We start from the raw sequence: 18471 nt of genomic DNA, 5'->3' as shown, positions 1-18471 counted from the left end.
CATGAAAATCAGTGACGGAAACTGGCTGATTCAGCCGGGTTTAAGCCTGCTGCATCCCGTTCAGGTATTCGATGTTGAGCAGCGCGACGGCGAAATGGTGGTTTATGCCGCGCCGCGCGACGTGCGCGAACGCGCCGGACAGCTCGATACGCCGCTTTTTACCCTGCGCTTTTTCTCGCCGCAGGAGGGAATCATCGGCGTGCGTATCGAACATTTTCAGGGCGTGCCAGACCACGGCCCGCATTATCCGCTCAATGCGCAAGCGCAGGTGCCTGTTGAGCTACGTGACACGGACCGCTACGCGGAGCTGCAAAGCGGCGCGCTCAGCGTGCGGGTGACCAAAGGTGAGAACTGGGCGCTCGATTTTCTGCGCGACGGCGAGCGCATTACCGGCAGCCAGGTGAAGAACAACGGCTATGTGCAGGATAGCAACACCGGCGGCAGCTACATGTTCGAGCGGCTGGATCTCGGCGTCGGCGAAACGGTCTACGGCCTCGGAGAGCGGTTTACCGCCCTGGTGAAAAACGGCCAGACGGTAGAAACCTGGAACCGCGACGGCGGCACCAGCACAGAGCAGGCCTATAAAAATATTCCCTTTTACCTGACCAACCGCGGTTATGGCGTGCTGGTGAACCACCCGGAGTGCGTCTCTTTTGAAGTCGCCTCGGAGAAAGTCTCGAAAGTGCAGTTCAGCGTGGCGGGTGAATATCTGGAATATTTCGTTATCGACGGCCCGACGCCAAAAGCGGTGCTGGACCGTTATACGCGCTTTACGGGGCGTCCGGCGCTGCCGCCCGCCTGGTCGTTCGGACTGTGGCTGACCACCTCGTTTACCACTAACTATGACGAAGAGACCGTGAACCGGTTCATCGACGGCATGGCGGAGCGCGAACTGCCGCTGCATGTCTTTCACTTCGACTGCTTCTGGATGAAAGCCTTCCAGTGGTGCGATTTCGAGTGGGACCCGGCGACGTTCCCGGACCCTGAAGGCATGCTTAAACGCCTGAAGGCGCGCGGCCTGAAAATCTGCGTCTGGATAAATCCTTACATCGGCCAGAAATCACCGCTGTTCCGCGAAGGCATGGAGAAGGGCTACCTGCTGAAGCGGCCTGATGGTGCCGTGTGGCAGTGGGACAAATGGCAGCCAGGGCAGGGGATTGTTGATTTCACCAACCCGGCGGCGTGTGACTGGTACGCAGGCCATCTGAAACGGCTGGTCGGGATGGGCGTTGACTGCTTCAAAACCGATTTCGGCGAGCGCATACCCACCGATGTGGTGTGGCATAGCGGCGCTGATCCGCAAAAAATGCACAATCACTATGCCTTCATTTATAACGAGCTGGTCTGGAATGTGCTGAAAGACACCGTGGGCGAGCAAGAAGCGGTGCTGTTTGCCCGCTCGGCGTCCGTCGGCGCGCAGCAGTTCCCGGTGCACTGGGGCGGCGACTGTTACGCCAACTATGAATCGATGGCGGAAAGCCTGCGCGGCGGCCTCTCCATCGGCCTTTCCGGCTTTGGTTTCTGGAGCCACGACATCGGCGGATTCGAAAACACCGCGCCTGCGCATGTCTACAAACGCTGGTGCGCGTTTGGGCTGCTCTCCAGCCACAGCCGCCTGCATGGCAGCAAATCGTACCGCGTGCCGTGGGCGTATGACGACGAAGCCTGCGATGTGGTGCGCCACTTTACACAACTGAAGTGCCGCCTGATGCCTTATCTGTATCGTCAGTCGGTATTAGCGCACGAGCGCGGTACGCCCGTCATGCGCGCCATGATGCTGGAGTTTCCGGACGACCCGGCCTGCGATTATCTTGACCGCCAGTATATGCTCGGCGACAGCGTGCTGGTCGCGCCGGTTTTCAGCGAGGCGGGCGACGTGGCGTTTTATCTGCCGCCAGGGCGCTGGACGCATCTGTGGCATAACGATGAGCTGGACGGCGGCCGCTGGCATAAGCAGCGTCACGATTTCCTGAGCCTGCCGGTGTATGTGCGCGACAATACGCTGCTGGCGCTCGGTAATAACGAACAGAAGCCCGACTACGCGTGGCATGAGAGCACGGCGTTCCAGCTGTTTAACCTGGCGGACGGCGCTGAAGCGCGCTGTGAGGTGCCTGCCGCGAATGGCGAGACGACCTTTACGCTATGCGCTAAGCGCGAGGGCAAGCGGATTACGGTCGAAGGGCGCGGTCATGCGACCGGCTGGACACTCTGCCTGCGTAATATTCAGCAGGTGGCAACCGTTGACGGCGGTAGTAGTAAGGGCAGCGAATGGGGTGTTGTGTTGACGCCGGAGCGTGAGGCGCGAGCGCTTATCATCACGCTCTGAGGAACAAAAACGCCGCCAGGAGGCGGCGTTTTCTCTGAGGCCGAGAGATTACTGCCCCGCTTCCTGCCAGGCGCGCTCAATCTCTTCCGCCAGGATTTTCACGCCCGCCTCGATTTTCTCCGGCTCCGGCACATAATTCATGCGCATGCACTGATGCGTGTGCGGCCACGGCTTATCCAGCCCCGGAAAGAAGAAATCGCCCGGCACCATCAGCACGCCGCGTTTTTTCAGGCGCTGATAGAGCAGCTCGGTGGTGATCGGCAAATCTTTAAACCAGAGCCACAGGAAAATTGCGCCTTCAGGCTTGTGAATGAGGCAGCGCTCCGGCGACAGATAACGGCGAATGATGGCAATCGTCTCCTGAACGCGCTGCTGATAGAAAGGCTTGATTACTTCCTGAGACAGACGCAGCAGATCGTTGCGCTTAATCATCTCGCAGGCCATCGCAGGCCCGATGCCGCCCGGCGCCAGACTGATGATCCCGTTCATGTTGCTGATGGCTGAGATGACTTTTTCATTACCGATGATAATGCCGCAGCGGCTGCCCGGCAGGCCGAGCTTGGAGAGGCTCATGCACAGAATGATATTCGGGTTCCAGAGCGGGCGCGCTTCGCTAAAGATAATGCCCGGGAATGGCAAGCCGTAGGCGTTATCGATCACCAGCGGAATGTTGTGCTGGTTGGCGAGCGCGTCGAGCTTAATCAGTTCGTCGTCGGTGATCACGTTGCCGGTCGGGTTGGTTGGGCGCGATACGCAGATCATGCCGGTTTCCGGGCCGATATGCAGGTGCTCGAAATCGACGTGATATTTAAACTGTCCTTCCGGCAGCAATTCGATATTCGGGCGCGCGGAGACGAACAAGTCTTCCTCAAGCCCGGAATCCGCATAGCCGATGTATTCAGGCGCCAGCGGGAACAGCACTTTTTTCGACGTGCCATCCACCTGGCGGCCGGCAAACAGGTTAAACAAGTAGAAAAATGCGCTCTGGCTGCCATTTGTCAGCGCAATATTCTGTGGTTCGACATCCCAGCCAAACTCTTTTCGCAACATGCCCGCCAGGGCTACCAGGAGCTCACTTTTTCCGCGCGGGCCATCATAATTGCAAAGCGCATCAGTCACTTTGCCGCTTTCAAGCATCGATGCCAGCAGTTCCTGGAAATAGTGGTTCATCGCCGGGATTTGCGCCGGGTTTCCGCCGCCAAGCATGATAGCGCCGGGGGTGCGTAATCCGTCGTTGAGATCTTCCATGAGGCGCGTAATGCCTGCATGGCGGGTAAATTTGTCGCCGAAAAGTGAAAACGTCATAGCGGTCTGTCTGTCGCATTCTTTTAAAAAGAGGCTAACCATAGCGCTACAGGATGGCGGGTGCAAATCGGCGGGCGGGGGCTTTTCTGATGCAAAATGTTTCGATGCTGACAGCATGCAGCATTAAATGCTGAATAACGAGGCGGCGCGCCCGAAGACACGCCGCCTGGTGATTACTGCTGGCCAGCCCAGACGACCATAACGGTATCGTCACCCTGCTGGCGGATAAAACCGTAGCCCTGTTGCAGTGAAAGCGTCGTCTGCTTGCCGCCGCCGATGGCCGGGTGACGCGCGCGAAACTGCCCGAGCTTTTGCCAGTGCGCGAGCGTCGCCGCGCTTTTGCCGTTGAGATCCTGCCAGTTCATATCGGATCGTGTGCCCTGGATTGGATCGGAACCGGTTGGCCCGAAAGGCCGCTCACTTTCGTCGCCGTAAAAAATTTGTACCGCGCCGGGTGTGAGCAAAAGTAATTCTGCCGCCCGCGGCCCGCCTTCGCGAAACAGCCGGGTATCGTGCGAGGAGAGGTAGCTCAGCGCATTGAACCCCTGGAGTTTTTCCGCCATCTGCTGCCAGACCATATCGATATTCGCGAAGCAGTCGGCGGCTTTCGCGGCCTGCTCCTGATAATCGAAATTTATCATTGCGTCGAAACCGTGGCGGTAGTAATCGCTCTGCATCACACCGTGACCCCAGGCCTCGCCGGTCATCCAGAATGGCGCGTCATCAAGCTTTTTATCCGGGTTTTTGGCTTTCCATTCGACGAGCGCCGCGCTGGCCTCGTTTTTCAGCTGTTGCCAGGCGGCCAGCTCAACATGTTTTGCCGTATCCACGCGGAAACCGTCGATACCGTAATCGCGCACCCACTGGCTGAGCCAGCGTGTCAGGTAATCGCGTGGGGTGGCACCGTCGATAAGCTGTGCCGCGGTATCCGGCTTGTGCTGGTAAAAGTTTGGCAGGCCGGAGGGCTGCGTCGATTCCGTTTTCAGGTCCGGTAAAAAGGTGAGCGAGAGCGTGAGATCGTCAAAACCGGGGCTGTCGTAGTCGCCGATATCCGTGCGGATCCACGTTTTACCCCACCATTTTTCCCAGGCCGCTTTGTCGCTGAAATTAATATAGTCATTGAAGCTGTGCCAGTTCTGGCCTGCGCCAGGGCGCCAGTCGGTCCAGTTTTCACCAAGCGTCTTTTTCAGCTCGTCACCTTTGAGGTAGAGCGCGCCAAACTGGAATTGCTGCATATCGGCGAGCGTGGCGTAGCCCGTGTGGTTCATCACCACGTCGAATAAAACACGAATGCCGCGTCGGTGCGCTTCATCGACCAGATGGCGTAAGTCGTCCGGCGTACCCATGTTGGCATCCAGTTTCGTCCAGTCCTGCGGGTAGTACCCGTGGTAGGCATAATGTGGGAAATCGCCTTTGGTACCGCCGCCGACCCAGCCGTGGATCTGCTCCAGCGGCGAGCTTATCCATAGCGCGTTGACGCCGAGCGTTTGCAGATAATCCAGCTTGCTGGTCAGCCCTTTGAGATCGCCGCCGTGAAACGTGCCAATCTCCTGCATGCCGTCTTTATGGCGGCCATAGCTGTTGTCATTGGTCGGGTCGCCGTTCACAAAGCGATCGGTCAGGACGAAATAGACGGTGGCGTTATGCCAGTTGAATGCGGCCTGCGAAGCGGCATCAGCCCGTTCCAGCAGCAGAAGCCCGTTGCTGCCGGGCGCGGGTGTCAGCGTGATTTGCCCCTGCGTGACCGTGGCGGTATTGCCGCTGTAGAAGTCGCGCACCAGGCTGCCTTCCGGGAACGTCTCTTTCACGGAGACCGTGAGCGATTTGCCGTCCCATTTCGGGCACTGGCGTGTCACTTCCGCGACCGCTTTTTGCGCTTCCTGCTCGACGCTTAACATCAGGGTCGGCGTGCCGGATCGCGTGTCTATCTGCACCTTGTAATTGCCGTCGCGAAAGCGTCGCCATTCGGGAGCCGGGTCAACGCATGGCGTCAGTGAGAGTATCTGATTCAGTTTGACAGGCCCGGCAGGCTGCCAGCAGGCATTGTCCATCGTCAGGCGCAGCGGCTGCGTGCCTTTCGCCAGCGGCCCCTGGCTTATAAACACGCCGGGGGTTTTTTCCTGAAACGCAGGCAGGTCTGGAGCGGACCACTGTGCGAGCGCGATGCCCGGCAGCAGCAGTAGTGCGAGAGGGGAGAGGTTCATTATATGCATCCTGTGCGATTTTTGTTCAGTGTCGCATGGCGATATAAGGAATTCCTCATCCTTAAGCGGCAGTGAAAGGGGAGGAAACGGGAGGCTGAGCCGCGTCGTTTCAACGCCAGCATTAAATGCTAAAAATGGCATTTTTTAATGTTTATTTTCAGCGAGTTAAACTACCTGTAAGCGTCGACAATTCAGAATCGACTTATTTCTTTAGATGATCCAAAACGGTATTTTTGATAAGATTTAAGATTACTTTCTTAAATCCAATTAAATAATAAGGTGTTGGAATGCTTAAATCCGACCAGGAGACCTGATGATATCGACTTCAATTCGACGATTAGGGGCGGCGCTGTGTATGTTAGCCACCCTGGCATTTTCGGGTGAAGTGCTGGCAACGCAGCACACAACGAAAAAGAGCCACACAGTACACGTTACAAAGACAAGCGGTAAAAAACTGGCAAGCAGTAAAAAAGAGTATTCTCGCAATAGTGTAATAAGTGGTTCACTGCCTGATTTGCGAAAATACCCTTCCGGAACACCACGGAAAAAAGCGTTTCTCCGGACCGTCATGCCTTACATTACCAGCCAGAATGCGGCTATTTCCGCTGAGCGTAACTGGCTTATCTCAAAGCAGTATGACGCCCAGTGGTCGCCTGCTGAACGCGCGCGCCTGAAAGATATCGCGAAGCGTTATAAGGTAAAATGGAACGGCAACACGCGCCGCGTACCGTGGAATACGCTGTTTGAACGTGTCGATATTATTCCTGCCAGCATGGTCGCGACCATGGCGGCGGCTGAAAGCGGCTGGGGAACCTCGAAACTTGCCCGTAATAACAACAACTTGTTTGGTATGAAATGCGCCAGCAAGCGTTGTAATAACGAGCCAGGCAAAGTGAAAGGTTATTCTCACTTTAACTCCGTTAAAGAATCCGTTAATGCCTATGCGGTGAATCTGAATACGCATCCGGCTTATGCTTCTTTCCGCAAATCGCGTCTGCAACTGCGTAAAGCGGATCAGGAAGTGACGGCCAGTAATATGATCCATAAGCTGAAAGGCTATTCCACTAAAGGGAAAAGCTATAACAATTATCTGTTTGCCATGTATCAGGATAATCAGCACCTGCTGGCAACCAATTAATTAACAGCTCTGATGAATCAGGCACAAAAAACGTCTTCTTCGGAAGACGTTTTTTATTGCTTTGCGAAGCGTTGTATCCAGACACTATTAACGCCTGCCAGCATAAGCGTCGCTTAACGTTTTTACGTTAAACTGCCGCGCACGCTATATCATCACCTCGCTGAATCTGTCGCGATACTCCTTCGGCGTGGTGTCATACTCTTTTCTGAATACCGAATAGAAATATTGCAGCGACGGATAGCCGCACATCTGTGAAATTTCGTTAATGCTCAATGAGGTAGAAATCAGCAGGCTGCGCGCTTTTTCCAGCTTCTCTGCATGGATCACGGCGTGAATAGTTTCGCCGACTTCTTCTTTAAAGCGCTTCTCCAGGTTAGAACGGGAAATCCCTACAGCATCAAGCACCTGTTCGACTTTGATCCCTTTACAGGCGTGATTGCGAATGTAGTGCATCGCCTGAATGACGGCGGGATCGTGCAGCGAGCGGTAATCCGTAGAGCGCCGCTCCACTACACGGGCAGGCGGCACCAGCACACGCTGGAGCGGCAGGTTTTCATTATCCAGCAGACGATGCAGCAGTTTCGCGGCCTGATACCCCATCTGGCGCGTGCCCTGCGCCACAGAAGAGAGCGCCACGCGGGAGAGATAGCGGGTCAGCTCTTCGTTATCAATGCCGATAACGCACAGTTTCTCCGGCACCGGAATATGTAAATGCTCGCATACCTGAAGCAGATGGCGGGCACGGGCATCCGTCACGGCGATAATGCCGGTCTGCGGCGGCAGCGTCTGGAGCCAGTCAGAAAGCCGGTTTTGGGCGTGTTGCCAGTTCTCCGGCGCGGTCTCCAGCCCCTGATAAATCACGCCACGGTATTTCTCACGCGCGACCAGTTCGCTAAACGCATGCTCGCGCTCGGCGGCCCAGCGCTTGCCGCTGGACGAGGGAAGTCCATAAAAGGCGAAACGGTGAACGCCTTTCTCTTTGAGATGTAAAAACGCGCTTTCGACCAGCGCGTAGTTGTCTGTCGCGATGTAGTGCACTGGCGGGTAGTGCTCGGGCCGGTGATAAGAGCCGCCGACGCCGACGATCGGCACCTCGACATCTTTTAGCAACTGCTCGATTTCCGGGTCGTCAAAATCGGCGATGACCCCATCGCCAAGCCACTCTTTAATATTCTCAATCCGGGTGCGGAAATCCTCTTCCATGAAGATATCCCACTCTGATTGTGAAGCCTGCAGGTACTCACCAACGCCTTCAACCACCTGACGGTCATAAGCTTTGTTGGCATTGAACAGCAGCGTAATGCGATGACGCTTTTCAAACATAGTGTCAGTATCCAGCCTTGAACCTGTTGTTTGAATAACACATATCCCGCGAGGCAGGATAACCGCGCACCTGCAATGTGATCCATTGCAGGTTATGTTTATGCGCGTCGACGCGTCGCGGAATCCATCCAGACCGCCAGCAGCAAAATGGCCCCTTTGACGATGTATTGCCAGAAGGTGGGCACGTCCATCATGCTCATGCCGTTATCAAGTGACGCCATAATAAATGCGCCCATCACCGCGCCCGCGACGCTCCCGACGCCGCCCGCAAGGCTGGTGCCGCCGATAACGCAGGCGGCGATGGCGTCCAGTTCGGCGATATTCCCGGCCGAAGGTGACCCGGCCCCGAGACGCGAGCTTAAAATCAGGCCGGCGATCGCGACCATCACACCGTTTATCGCAAACACTGCAAGTTTAGTACGCTCCACGTTAATGCCGGAAAGCCGTGCGGCGTCGATATTGCCACCGATGGCGTATATGCGGCGACCAAACGCCGTATGGAGTGCCATAAACATGCCTGCCAGCAGAAGGAACGTGAGGATGAGCACTGGTGTGGGCACGCCGCGATAATCATTCAGCAGCCAGATGGCACCCAGCACAATCACCGCCGTCAGCGCCTGCTTGCTGACAACGGCACTGGAAGGCGTTGAGGTCAACCCGAGCGCCTGGCGGCGCATCCGACCGCGCCACTGCCAGAAAATAAACAGCGCCAGCCCGAGCGCGCCGATGGCAAAGCCGACGCCGCCCGGCAGATAGCTCTGGCCAATCTGCGACATCGCAGGGCTTGTGGGCGACACCGTCGTGCCGTTGGTGATGCCTATCAGCACGCCGCGAAACGCGAGCATTCCCGCCAGGGTGACAATAAACGACGGGACTTTGCGGTAAGCGACCCACCAGCCATTCCATGCGCCCAACAGCAGGCCGAGCAGTAACGTGACGACAATCGTCAGCGGCAGCGGCCAGCCCAGCCAGACGTCAAAAATCGCCGCTGCTCCGCCCAGCAGACCCATCATTGAACCGACAGAAAGATCGATTTCTGCGGAAATAATAACGAAGACCATCCCGACCGCCAGAATGCCGGTAATCGCGGTCTGGCGCAGCAGGTTTGAGATATTACGGGCGCTCAGGTACGCGCCATCGGTCATGAAAGTGAAGAACAGCATAATGACCACGATGGCCGCGATCATCACAAAAACCTGAACGTTGATTTTATTCAGTGCGCCGAACGAGACCGGCGAAGTGGCTGACGGCGCGGCCAGCTTGATTTCAGACGGATTGCTTTTCGACATGGCGATCGCTCCTCAGGGCGGCTTCCATCACCTGTTCTTGTGTGAGATGGCGGTTAACGAGATTGGCTTTGAGTCGGCCTTCATGCATCACCAGCACCCGGTCGCTCAGACCGAGCACTTCCGGCAGTTCCGATGAGATAACAATGACGGCGATACCCTGCTGCACCAGCTGGTGAATGAGTTTGTAGATTTCATATTTGGCACCGATATCAATGCCGCGCGTGGGTTCATCGAGGATAAGAATGCGTGGATTAAGCAGCAGGCAGCGCGCGAGAATCGCTTTTTGCTGATTGCCGCCGCTCAGGCGGCCTATCGCCAGCATCGGCGACGCGGTTTTCACTTTCAGGCGCTGTAGCGAATCAAGAATGCACTGCTGTTCCGCCGCTGCATCCAGCGCACTGAGCGGCCCGCTGAACTCATCCAGCGCGGCGAGCGTAATGTTCTGCCCAACCGCCATCACCGGCACAATGCCATCTTTTTTGCGATCCTCCGGCACCATCGCGATCCCGTGGGCGATGGCCTGTTGGCAGTTGCGAAGCGACACCGGCTTGCCGTCGATAAAAATGTCGCCCTGCCAGCGTCCAGGCCAGACGCCGAACAGGCACTGCATCGCCTCGGTACGCCCGGCACCGACCAGCCCCGCAATGCCAAGAATTTCACCACGACGCAGCGAAAATGAGAGATCGCTGACGCGCTTGATATGGCGGTTCACCGGGTGCCAGGCCGTCAGGTTTTCCACACGCAAAATTTCATCACCGGGCGTATGAGGCTCGCTCGGGTAGAGGGCCGTCAGTTCGCGGCCTACCATCATGGAGATAATCTCCTCTTCACTCATTTGCGCGGCCGGGCGTGTGCCGACCGGTTTGCCATCCCTGATGACGCAAATGGTGTCGGATATCGCTTTTACTTCGTTTAGTTTGTGGGAGATGTAAATGCAGGCGATATCGTGCTGCTGAAGATCGCGAATGATATCCAGCAACAGCGCAGTCTCCTGCTCGGTGAGTGATGCCGTAGGCTCATCCAGCACCAGCAGACGCACCTGTTTATTCAGTGCTTTCGCGATCTCCACCAGTTGCTGCTGGCCAAGGCCGAGATCGCCCGTTCGGGTATGCGGAGAAACAAACAGGCTCACCTGCGCCAGCAGTTTTTCGCAGCGCACCGTCATGGCGTCGTAATCCAGCACGCCGTGGCGCGTGATTTCCGCACCAAGGAAGATGTTCTCCAGCACCGTCAGATTTTTTACCAGCGCCAGTTCCTGGTGAATAATCGCTATCCCTTTGCGCTCGGTATCACGAATATGGGCTGGCTTGAGCGGCTCACCGGCAAATGTGATTTCGCCTTCATAGCTGCCCCAGGGGTAGATCCCGCACAGCACTTTCATCAGCGTTGATTTGCCGGAGCCGTTTTCACCGCACAGCGACATCACCTCGCCTGGTGCCAGCGCGAGCGACACGTTATCGACCGCTTTAACGGCGCCGAAGGCATTGGTGATATTTTTCATTTCGAGTAAATAAGGCATAACAAGTCCGCCTGCACTGGTCGGAGGGCGTCACTGGCGTTTACGGCGAACCGCAAACGCCGTGGGATTACAGTTCGCTCTTCTTATGGAAGCCGTCTTTAATGACGGTGGATTCAATATTGGATTTATCCACCTTGATGGGGGTTAACAGGCGCGCAGGCACTTCTTTCAGCCCGTTATTAAGTGTGGCGTCGGATTTAGGCTGCTTATCGTTGCCAAGCTCCACCGCGACTTCGGCGGCCGTATTAGCAAGCTGCGTAATCGGTTTATAAACCGTCATGGTCTGTGTGCCAGCGATGATGCGCTTGATTCCGGCAAGGTCGGCATCCTGACCAGAAATAGCCACTTTCCCGGCAAGCCCTTGCGCGCTCAGCGCCTGAATAGCGCCACCTGCGGTCGCGTCGTTAGAAGCGACGACAGCATCGATTTTGTTATTGTTCGCGGTCAGCGCGTTTTCCATAATTTTCAGCGCATTTTCTGGTAGCCAGCCATCCACCCACTGATCGCCGACGACTTTTATTTTCCCGCTATCAATAAATGGCTTAAGAACTTTCATCTGGCCATCGCGGAACAGGCGCGCGTTATTATCGACCGGCGAGCCGCCCATCAGGAAATAATTCCCTTGCGGCACCTTATCGACCAGGCTTTGCGCCTGGAGTTCGCCTACTTTCTCATTATCGAAAGAAATATAGAAATCGATATCGGCATTATTGATCATACGGTCATACGCCAGCACTTTAATTCCTTCTCGCTTTGCCTCGGCGACAACGTTACTTAATACCTGCCCGTTGTAGGGAATAATGACCAGCACATCAACGCCGCGGTTGATCATGTTTTCAATCTGCGACATTTGGGTTTCTTCATTGCCGTTCGCCGACTGCACAAACACTTTGGCGCCCAGTGACTCTGCTTTACTAACGAAAATGTCGCGATCTTTCTGCCAGCGCTCAAGGCGCAGGTCGTCGATCGCCATGCCAATTTTGACGTCTTTTGCGATGCCGCTGAAGCTGGTCAACACCAGCGACGCGCACAGGGTAAGAATAAGCTGCTTTATTTTCATGATTTTTATACCTGTTCCAGTGTTACGAATGGGCTTAATTCATCGGGGACGAAACGGACATTCATACTTACGGACGCAGGAATTTTTAGCGCGGAAAGGCTGGCGATCAATTACAGATTTTAATCTTCGGGTTACGTTTTTTTGTTTATTTCTGATTTTATGACGCCGATCGGATTTCTAATGTTAAATCCAAAGCTTTCACAAATAAAATGGAATTTATCGCGCAATGCAATATTGAAAGGAACTAACTTTGTTTTTGCGAGCCAGCGCACATTTGTGCATTCTCTTAATCGCAGTGTGAAATAACGTAATTGAGCAAAGGGAAAGTAAATTCCAGGATTAATTTATTCTCGCTGGAACAGCCCTGATTACGGAGTTAATTATGCCGACTTATTTCGACCAACTTGAACGTGTACGTTATGAAGGCCCGAAAACCACGAATCTCCTGGCATTTCGCCATTACAATCCTGACGAGTTGGTTGCCGGCAAGCGTATGGAAGACCATCTGCGTTTCGCTGCCTGCTACTGGCACACGTTCTGCTGGAACGGCTCGGATATGTTTGGTGTTGGCGCGTTTGAACGCCCGTGGCAGCAAGCAGGCGATGCGCTGAGCCTCGCGAAACGCAAAGCCGACGTGGCCTTTGAGTTTTTCCATAAGCTCAACGTGCCTTACTACTGCTTCCATGACGTTGACGTATCGCCGGAAGGCGCGTCGCTGAAGGAGTACCTGAACAACTTCGCCCAGATGGTAGAAGTGCTGGCGCAGAAGCAACAGGAGAGCGGCGTGAAGCTGCTGTGGGGCACCGCCAACTGCTTTACCCACCCGCGCTACGGCGCAGGCGCCGCCACCAACCCTGACCCGGAAGTCTTCTCCTGGGCAGCCACGCAGGTGGTCACCGCCATGAACGCGACCCATCAACTGGGCGGTGAAAACTATGTGCTGTGGGGCGGACGTGAAGGCTACGAAACGCTGCTCAACACCGATCTGCGCCAGGAGCGTGAACAGCTTGGCCGCTTTATGCAGATGGTGGTTGAGCATAAACATAAAACCGGTTTTCGCGGTACGCTGCTTATCGAGCCAAAACCGCAGGAACCGACCAAACATCAGTACGACTACGACGCGGCAACCGTGTATGGCTTCCTGAAACAGTTCGGCCTTGAGAAAGAGATTAAGCTTAACATCGAGGCCAACCACGCCACGCTTGCGGGCCACTCTTTCCACCATGAGATTGCCAGCGCCATTGCGCTCGGTCTGTTCGGTTCGGTAGATGCGAACCGCGGTGACCCGCAGCTCGGCTGGGATACCGACCAGTTCCCGAACAGTGTCGAAGAGAACGCCCTGGTGATGTATGAAATCCTCAAAGCGGGCGGCTTCACGACCGGTGGGCTGAATTTTGACGCCAAAGTGCGCCGTCAGAGCACCGATAAATATGACCTGTTCTATGGTCATATCGGCGCGATGGATACGATGGCGCTGTCGCTGAAAGTCGCGGCGAAAATGCTCGAAGAGGGCGAACTGGATAAACGCGTCGCCCGCCGTTATGCCGGCTGGAACGGTGAGCTTGGTCAGCAGATCCTGAAAGGGCAGATGACACTGGCTGAACTGGCGCAATACGCTGAGCAGCATAATCTGGCACCGCAGCATCAGAGCGGACATCAGGAACAGCTGGAAAACCTGGTAAATTATTATCTGTTTGATAAGTAAAACGCGTTGCGCCGCCTTCGGGCGGCGTCCTGCACAGGAGCGGCTATGTATATCGGGATCGACCTTGGGACATCAGGGGTAAAAGTTATTCTGCTGGATGAGCAGGGAGCGCTTGTCGCCTCGCACAGCGAAGCGTTGCAGGTCTCACGTCCACATCCGTTGTGGTCGGAGCAAGATCCCGAAAGCTGGTGGCAGGCGACTGACCGCGCTATGCAGGCGCTGGGTGCGCAGCACAGCCTGCGAGACGTGAAAGCGATTGGCTTGAGCGGACAGATGCATGGTGCGACCTTGCTCGATACACATCAGCGAATTTTGCGCCCGGCCATCCTCTGGAATGACGGGCGAAGCGCGCAGGAGTGCGCCATCCTTGAAGAAAACGTACCCGATTCGCGTGAAATTACTGGCAATCTCATGATGCCCGGCTTCACCGCGCCAAAACTGCTGTGGGTGGCGCGTCACGAGCCGGACATTTTCAGGCAAACCGACAAGGTGCTGCTGCCAAAGGATTACCTGCGTCTGCGCATGACCGGTGTTTTCGCGAGCGACATGTCCGATGCGGCAGGCACGATGTGGTTGAACGTGGCGCAGCGCGACTGGAGCGATGCCATGCTGGCGGCGTGCCACCTTCAACGCGAGCATATGCCTGCGCTGTTTGAAGGCAGTGAAATCACAGGCGAGCTGAAAGATGACGTTGCCAGGGCGTGGGGCATGAATGCAGTGCCGGTGGTGGCAGGCGGTGGCGATAACGCCGCGGGCGCGGTGGGCGTTGGTCTTGCTGAACCAGGCCAGGCGATGCTGTCGCTCGGTACATCTGGCGTTTACTTTGCCGTCAGCGATGGCTTTCGGGCAAACCCTGAAAGCGCGGTGCATAGCTTCTGCCATGCCTTACCGGCGCGCTGGCATTTGATGTCAGTGATGCTGAGCGCTGCGTCGTGCCTCGACTGGGCGGCAAGGATTACCGGCGCGGGAAGCGTACCGGCGCTGCTTACCGCGGCGCAAAGCGCGCGCGACGACGTGGGTGCTGTCTGGTTCCTGCCGTATCTTTCCGGTGAGCGCACACCTCACAATAATCCGCTGGCGAAAGGCGTGTTTTTCGGGCTGACGCACGAGCATGGGCCTGCCGAACTGGCGCGCGCGGTGCTGGAAGGCGTGGGTTATGCGCTGGCAGACGGCATGGATGTGGTGCATGAATGCGGGGTAACGCCGCAGAGCGTTACGCTGATTGGTGGCGGCGCGCGCAGCGCGTACTGGCGGCAAATGCTGGCGGATATCAGCGGTGTGCCGCTGGATTACCGCACCGGCGGCGATGTCGGCCCGGCGCTTGGCGCGGCAAGGCTTGCGCAGATTGCGCTTTCGCCAGAGCGTCCCCTTAATGACTTACTGCCGCCGCTTGCGCTGGAACAGCAGCATCAGCCGGATGCGGCGCGCCGACAGCGTTATGGTGAGCAGCGCGACACCTTCCGTAAGCTCTACCGGCAGTTACTGCCGTTGATGTCATAACCAAAAAACGGGTGTTATGAAAGCCGTCCTGAAACACCCGTTTTTTGTCCTTTTCTGGTCTGCCCGGCGTCACTCATGCCTGTGAGAATAGGGTTCAACCCCACTTAAACAGGTGTCCTGAAATGACGCGTACTGCACTTATCAATATCGATACTCAGCAATCCTTTTTTCACCGCAGCTACTGGCGTGAAGACGATTTTCCGGCGTTTTGCGAGGCTATCAACACGCTTATTGCAGGCTGCGAAGCACGCAATATTCCGATTGTTGATATCTTTCATGTCGATGGCGACGACGTGTTTACGCTTGAATCGGGCTTTGTAACGCCAATGCCTTTCCTGCGTCATAAGGCCGCCGTGACATTCCATAAGCATGTTCATAACGCGTTTACCGACACCGGGCTGGATTTATGGCTGCGCCAAAGAGATATTAACCACCTGATTATCTGCGGTATCCGTACCGAGCAGTGCTGCGAAACCACAACGCGGGTCGCCTCTGATCTGGGTTACCGGGTGACATTTGTCAGCGAAGCGACGCTGACGTTTCCGATGACCTGGAAAGGCGTGACGCTGGACGTGGACGCATTGCGCCACCGTACCGAAACGGTGCTGGCGGGGCGTTTTGCGACGATCAGCAGCGTGGCGCAATGTCTGGAGTCTTTGGGATGACCATTCCTGTCTGGTTTGTGGTGTTGCCTGGCGTCATGGCGCTCGATTTAACAGGCCCGGCGGAGACGTTCGCGCTTGCGGGTGACGCCTTCAGCCTCAATTACATCGGGCCTGAAGAGCGAGTCGTGATGTCGACCGGCTTACAGGTGGCGGGTATCGCGCCGCTGCCGGAAACATTGCCGCCAGGCAGCCTGCTCGTCCTGCCTGGTGTCGCGGATTCCAGCCGCTGGTTTTCTACGCCGCAGGCGCTGGCCGCCCGCAACTGGCTGATGCGGCTTCAGCCGCTGATCCACAGCCAGCAGCTTACGCTTATCTGCGTCTGCTCGGGCTCGCTGCTGGCGGCGAAAGCCGGTCTGCTGCATGGCGTTGAATGCACTACGCACCATGACGTACTGGCGCGCCTGAAAATGGCCGCTCCCGGCGCGCAGGTGCGCGATAACCGTATTTTTGTAGAAGATCGCGGCATCTGGACCAGTGCCGGTATTACGTCCGGCATCGATTTAAGCCTGCACCTGATCCATCGCCTGTGCGGGCCGCGCGCGGCGCTTGACGTGGCGCGTGAAATGGTGGTCTGGTTTCGCCGCTCCGGCGACGATCCGCAGCTCTCGCCGTGGCTGCGTTACCGGAATCATTTACACCCCGCCGTGCATCGCGCGCAGGATTTGCTGGCAGCAAATCCGCAGGCGGCATGGAGCCTGACGGAGATTGCCGCGCGTGTACACGTCAGCCCGCGTCATCTCACGCGACTGTTTAAAGAGCATCTGGGGATCAGCGTTCGTGATTATCTGGAACAGCTACGCGTGGCGCTTGCCAGCCAGTGTTTATTGCAGGGGCAGGGTGCGGAGCAGGCGGCCGTCGCTGCCGGGTTTTCATCCGCCCGGCAGTTCCAGCGCGCCCGCTCGCGCGCCATTAACTGACGAGACGATGGCGGTCGACGCGCTGCAACAGCGCGGCCAGCGCCAGGCTACCCGCCAGCGTCATACTGAAAATCCAGGCGATATCCAGCGCCGGCCATGCCGTAAATTCAATATGCCGCGTGCGCAGAAAATGAATGATCAGCGCATGGAAGCCGTAAATCCCCAGCGAATAACGCGCGATAAACGCGAGCGGCGCCATCTCGCGGTTGAGCGTATTTTTCACCAGTACCAGCAGACTTAACGCGGCGATCAGCACCAGCGGGCCGCAGTAAAGATAAAAGGTGTCGGCAAAGTTGCCGTGGCTTTCGAGCGCCTGATGAGTACCGCTCGCAATCGACACGGTGCTGACCGCCAGCACGATACCCGCCAGCAGGCTTACGGGGCGCTGCTCCGTTTCCATCATCCCAATTGCGCGGCCCATCAACCCATACAGCACGTAATAAAACGTATCGCCATTGATATAGAGATTCACCGGCAGCCACTGTACGCCGTCGAACTTTTGCGCCACGGTATTGGGATTCGCGACCACACCCAGCAGGACGATAAGCGCCAGCGCCGTCCGGCCATTGATGCGCTTTACGCTTATCAGCGGCGACAACAGATAAATGACGATAATGGCGAAGAAAAACCATAAATGGTAGAAAACGGGCTTTTGTAACAACAGCTTAAGCGAAAGCTCACCATTAATTGGCGTCAGTAGCGCTATATAGGCGAGCGCCACGGCGCTGTAAAAAACCAGGCAGAGCGCGATGCGTAGAAAATGCCGCTGCCCGGCGCTGCGTTCGCCGAAAAACAGGTACCCTGAAATCATAAAAAACAGCGGTACGCTGACGCGCGACGCAGAGTTCAGCAGGTTGGCGAAATCCCAGTTTAGCGGGCTGACCAGTGAAGGATTAGTAATATACCAGGTCGTCGTGTGGATCATGATGACCATCAGACAGGCTATCGCGCGCAGATTGTCTATCCAGTGAATTTTTTGCTGCATCAGTTCCTCTGTACCATCTTTAATTATCAGCAGTGTGACTTCCTGATTCTGGATCCTGCTCCACGGAACAATCTGAGTTTCAGGGCGGCCCGTTGTCAGCCTTAGGGCGATTTCGCAGAATGCACGCCCTTTGTCCGCTGCGGTCACCCGCGCTTTGGTCGTCATTTTAACATGGAGATAACAAACTATGACGAGGCTGTTGCCCTGCACGCTTTGGCTGGTGCTGTTCACAGGTGCGCTGGCCGGTTGCAGTCACGAGGAGGCGCATCCGCAGCATGCGCAAAAAGGACGTGTCAGCGCGCCGCACTCGCTGGAAATGGAGCAGCAGTGTAAAGCAAAAGCCGCTCATCGCTACAATACCGATGCGCAGAATATCACCGTTAACGGTTTCGAGGCGTATCAGGGAAGCTATGAAATGCGCGGCTATACGGCGCGTGAAGAGGGCTTTACCTGCTCTTTCGACGCGAACGGTCAATTTTTACACCTTTCCATGCGTTAATGGCGCAACCGCGCGTCAACCGCCCGCTTTTGGTCG

The 18471-nt window shown here is 56.3% G+C and carries 14 protein-coding genes; 7 read left to right on the top strand and 7 right to left on the bottom strand.

Annotated features, from left to right (window positions below):
- Window position 1 precedes the first annotated feature (1 nt).
- On the top strand, window positions 2-2326 hold the full coding sequence (gene yicI / locus G6041_RS17970; protein WP_012126284.1) for an alpha-xylosidase: 2325 nt from the start codon (window positions 2-4) through the stop codon (window positions 2324-2326).
- Between the two features lie 48 nt (window positions 2327-2374).
- Here yicI and avtA read toward each other — a convergent pair whose 3' ends face one another.
- Both avtA and G6041_RS17960 read right to left on the bottom strand, forming a co-directional pair.
- Window positions 2375-3631 (bottom strand): valine--pyruvate transaminase, encoded by a 1257-nt coding sequence (avtA, locus tag G6041_RS17965; protein ID WP_041460656.1) that lies wholly within the window; start codon window positions 3629-3631, stop codon window positions 2375-2377.
- Between the two features lie 173 nt (window positions 3632-3804).
- Window positions 3805-5835 carry an alpha-amylase gene (locus G6041_RS17960; protein WP_041460657.1) on the bottom strand — a complete coding sequence of 677 codons (2031 nt, stop codon included), beginning with the start codon at window positions 5833-5835 and terminating at the stop codon, window positions 3805-3807.
- Between the two features lie 313 nt (window positions 5836-6148).
- Here G6041_RS17960 and G6041_RS17955 point away from each other — a divergent pair, with 313 nt between their 5' ends.
- A complete protein-coding gene (locus G6041_RS17955; protein ID WP_071601437.1) occupies window positions 6149-6973 on the top strand; it encodes a protein bax in 825 nt (274 codons plus the stop codon).
- A gap of 144 nt (window positions 6974-7117) precedes the next feature.
- Here the strand turns inward: G6041_RS17955 and xylR are convergent, their stop codons facing one another.
- The 4 genes from xylR to xylF all read right to left on the bottom strand — a co-directional run bounded on the left by xylR (window position 7118) and on the right by xylF (window position 12164).
- Window positions 7118-8296: a D-xylose utilization transcriptional activator XylR gene (gene xylR / locus G6041_RS17950; RefSeq protein WP_004387589.1), complete on the bottom strand. Its 1179-nt coding sequence runs from the start codon at window positions 8294-8296 to the stop codon at window positions 7118-7120.
- Between the two features lie 98 nt (window positions 8297-8394).
- Window positions 8395-9585: a xylose ABC transporter permease XylH gene (gene xylH / locus G6041_RS17945; protein WP_004387590.1), complete on the bottom strand. Its 1191-nt coding sequence runs from the start codon at window positions 9583-9585 to the stop codon at window positions 8395-8397.
- Window positions 9563-11104 carry a xylose ABC transporter ATP-binding protein gene (locus G6041_RS17940; protein WP_166491679.1) on the bottom strand — a complete coding sequence of 514 codons (1542 nt, stop codon included), beginning with the start codon at window positions 11102-11104 and terminating at the stop codon, window positions 9563-9565. The genes xylH and G6041_RS17940 overlap by 23 nt, the downstream gene beginning before the upstream one ends.
- A 67-nt stretch (window positions 11105-11171) precedes the next feature.
- On the bottom strand, window positions 11172-12164 hold the full coding sequence (xylF, locus tag G6041_RS17935; protein ID WP_004387592.1) for a D-xylose ABC transporter substrate-binding protein: 993 nt from the start codon (window positions 12162-12164) through the stop codon (window positions 11172-11174).
- Window positions 12165-12546: 382 nt separating this feature from the next.
- Between xylF and xylA the strand changes: the two genes are divergently transcribed.
- The 4 genes from xylA to G6041_RS17915 all read left to right on the top strand — a co-directional run bounded on the left by xylA (window position 12547) and on the right by G6041_RS17915 (window position 16951).
- Complete coding sequence (gene xylA, locus G6041_RS17930; protein ID WP_012126287.1) at window positions 12547-13869, top strand: xylose isomerase; 1323 nt, start codon at window positions 12547-12549, stop codon at window positions 13867-13869.
- A gap of 45 nt (window positions 13870-13914) precedes the next feature.
- The gene (gene xylB / locus G6041_RS17925) at window positions 13915-15369 is read left to right on the top strand and encodes a xylulokinase (RefSeq protein ID WP_012126288.1); all 1455 of its coding nucleotides are present in this window, start codon (window positions 13915-13917) and stop codon (window positions 15367-15369) included.
- A gap of 122 nt (window positions 15370-15491) precedes the next feature.
- On the top strand, window positions 15492-16034 hold the full coding sequence (locus G6041_RS17920; RefSeq protein WP_012126289.1) for an isochorismatase family protein: 543 nt from the start codon (window positions 15492-15494) through the stop codon (window positions 16032-16034).
- Window positions 16031-16951 carry a GlxA family transcriptional regulator gene (locus G6041_RS17915; RefSeq protein WP_012126290.1) on the top strand — a complete coding sequence of 307 codons (921 nt, stop codon included), beginning with the start codon at window positions 16031-16033 and terminating at the stop codon, window positions 16949-16951. The genes G6041_RS17920 and G6041_RS17915 overlap by 4 nt, the downstream gene beginning before the upstream one ends.
- On the opposite strand, the gene G6041_RS17910 is transcribed toward G6041_RS17915, so the two are convergent.
- A complete protein-coding gene (locus G6041_RS17910; RefSeq protein WP_041460658.1) occupies window positions 16944-17936 on the bottom strand; it encodes an acyltransferase in 993 nt (330 codons plus the stop codon). The two genes, G6041_RS17915 and G6041_RS17910, sit on opposite strands and share 8 nt — an antisense overlap.
- A gap of 187 nt (window positions 17937-18123) precedes the next feature.
- On the opposite strand from G6041_RS17910, the gene G6041_RS17905 reads away from it, so the two are divergent.
- A complete protein-coding gene (locus tag G6041_RS17905; protein ID WP_012126292.1) occupies window positions 18124-18435 on the top strand; it encodes a YsaB family lipoprotein in 312 nt (103 codons plus the stop codon).
- The last annotated feature ends 36 nt before the right edge of the window (window positions 18436-18471 follow it).

It is taken from the genome of Cronobacter sp. HA18003 (assembly GCF_011605905.1).
In the GTDB taxonomy this organism is placed as follows: Bacteria; Pseudomonadota; Gammaproteobacteria; order Enterobacterales; family Enterobacteriaceae; genus Cronobacter; species Cronobacter sakazakii.
This window is presented reverse-complemented; position numbering and strand designations above follow the sequence as displayed.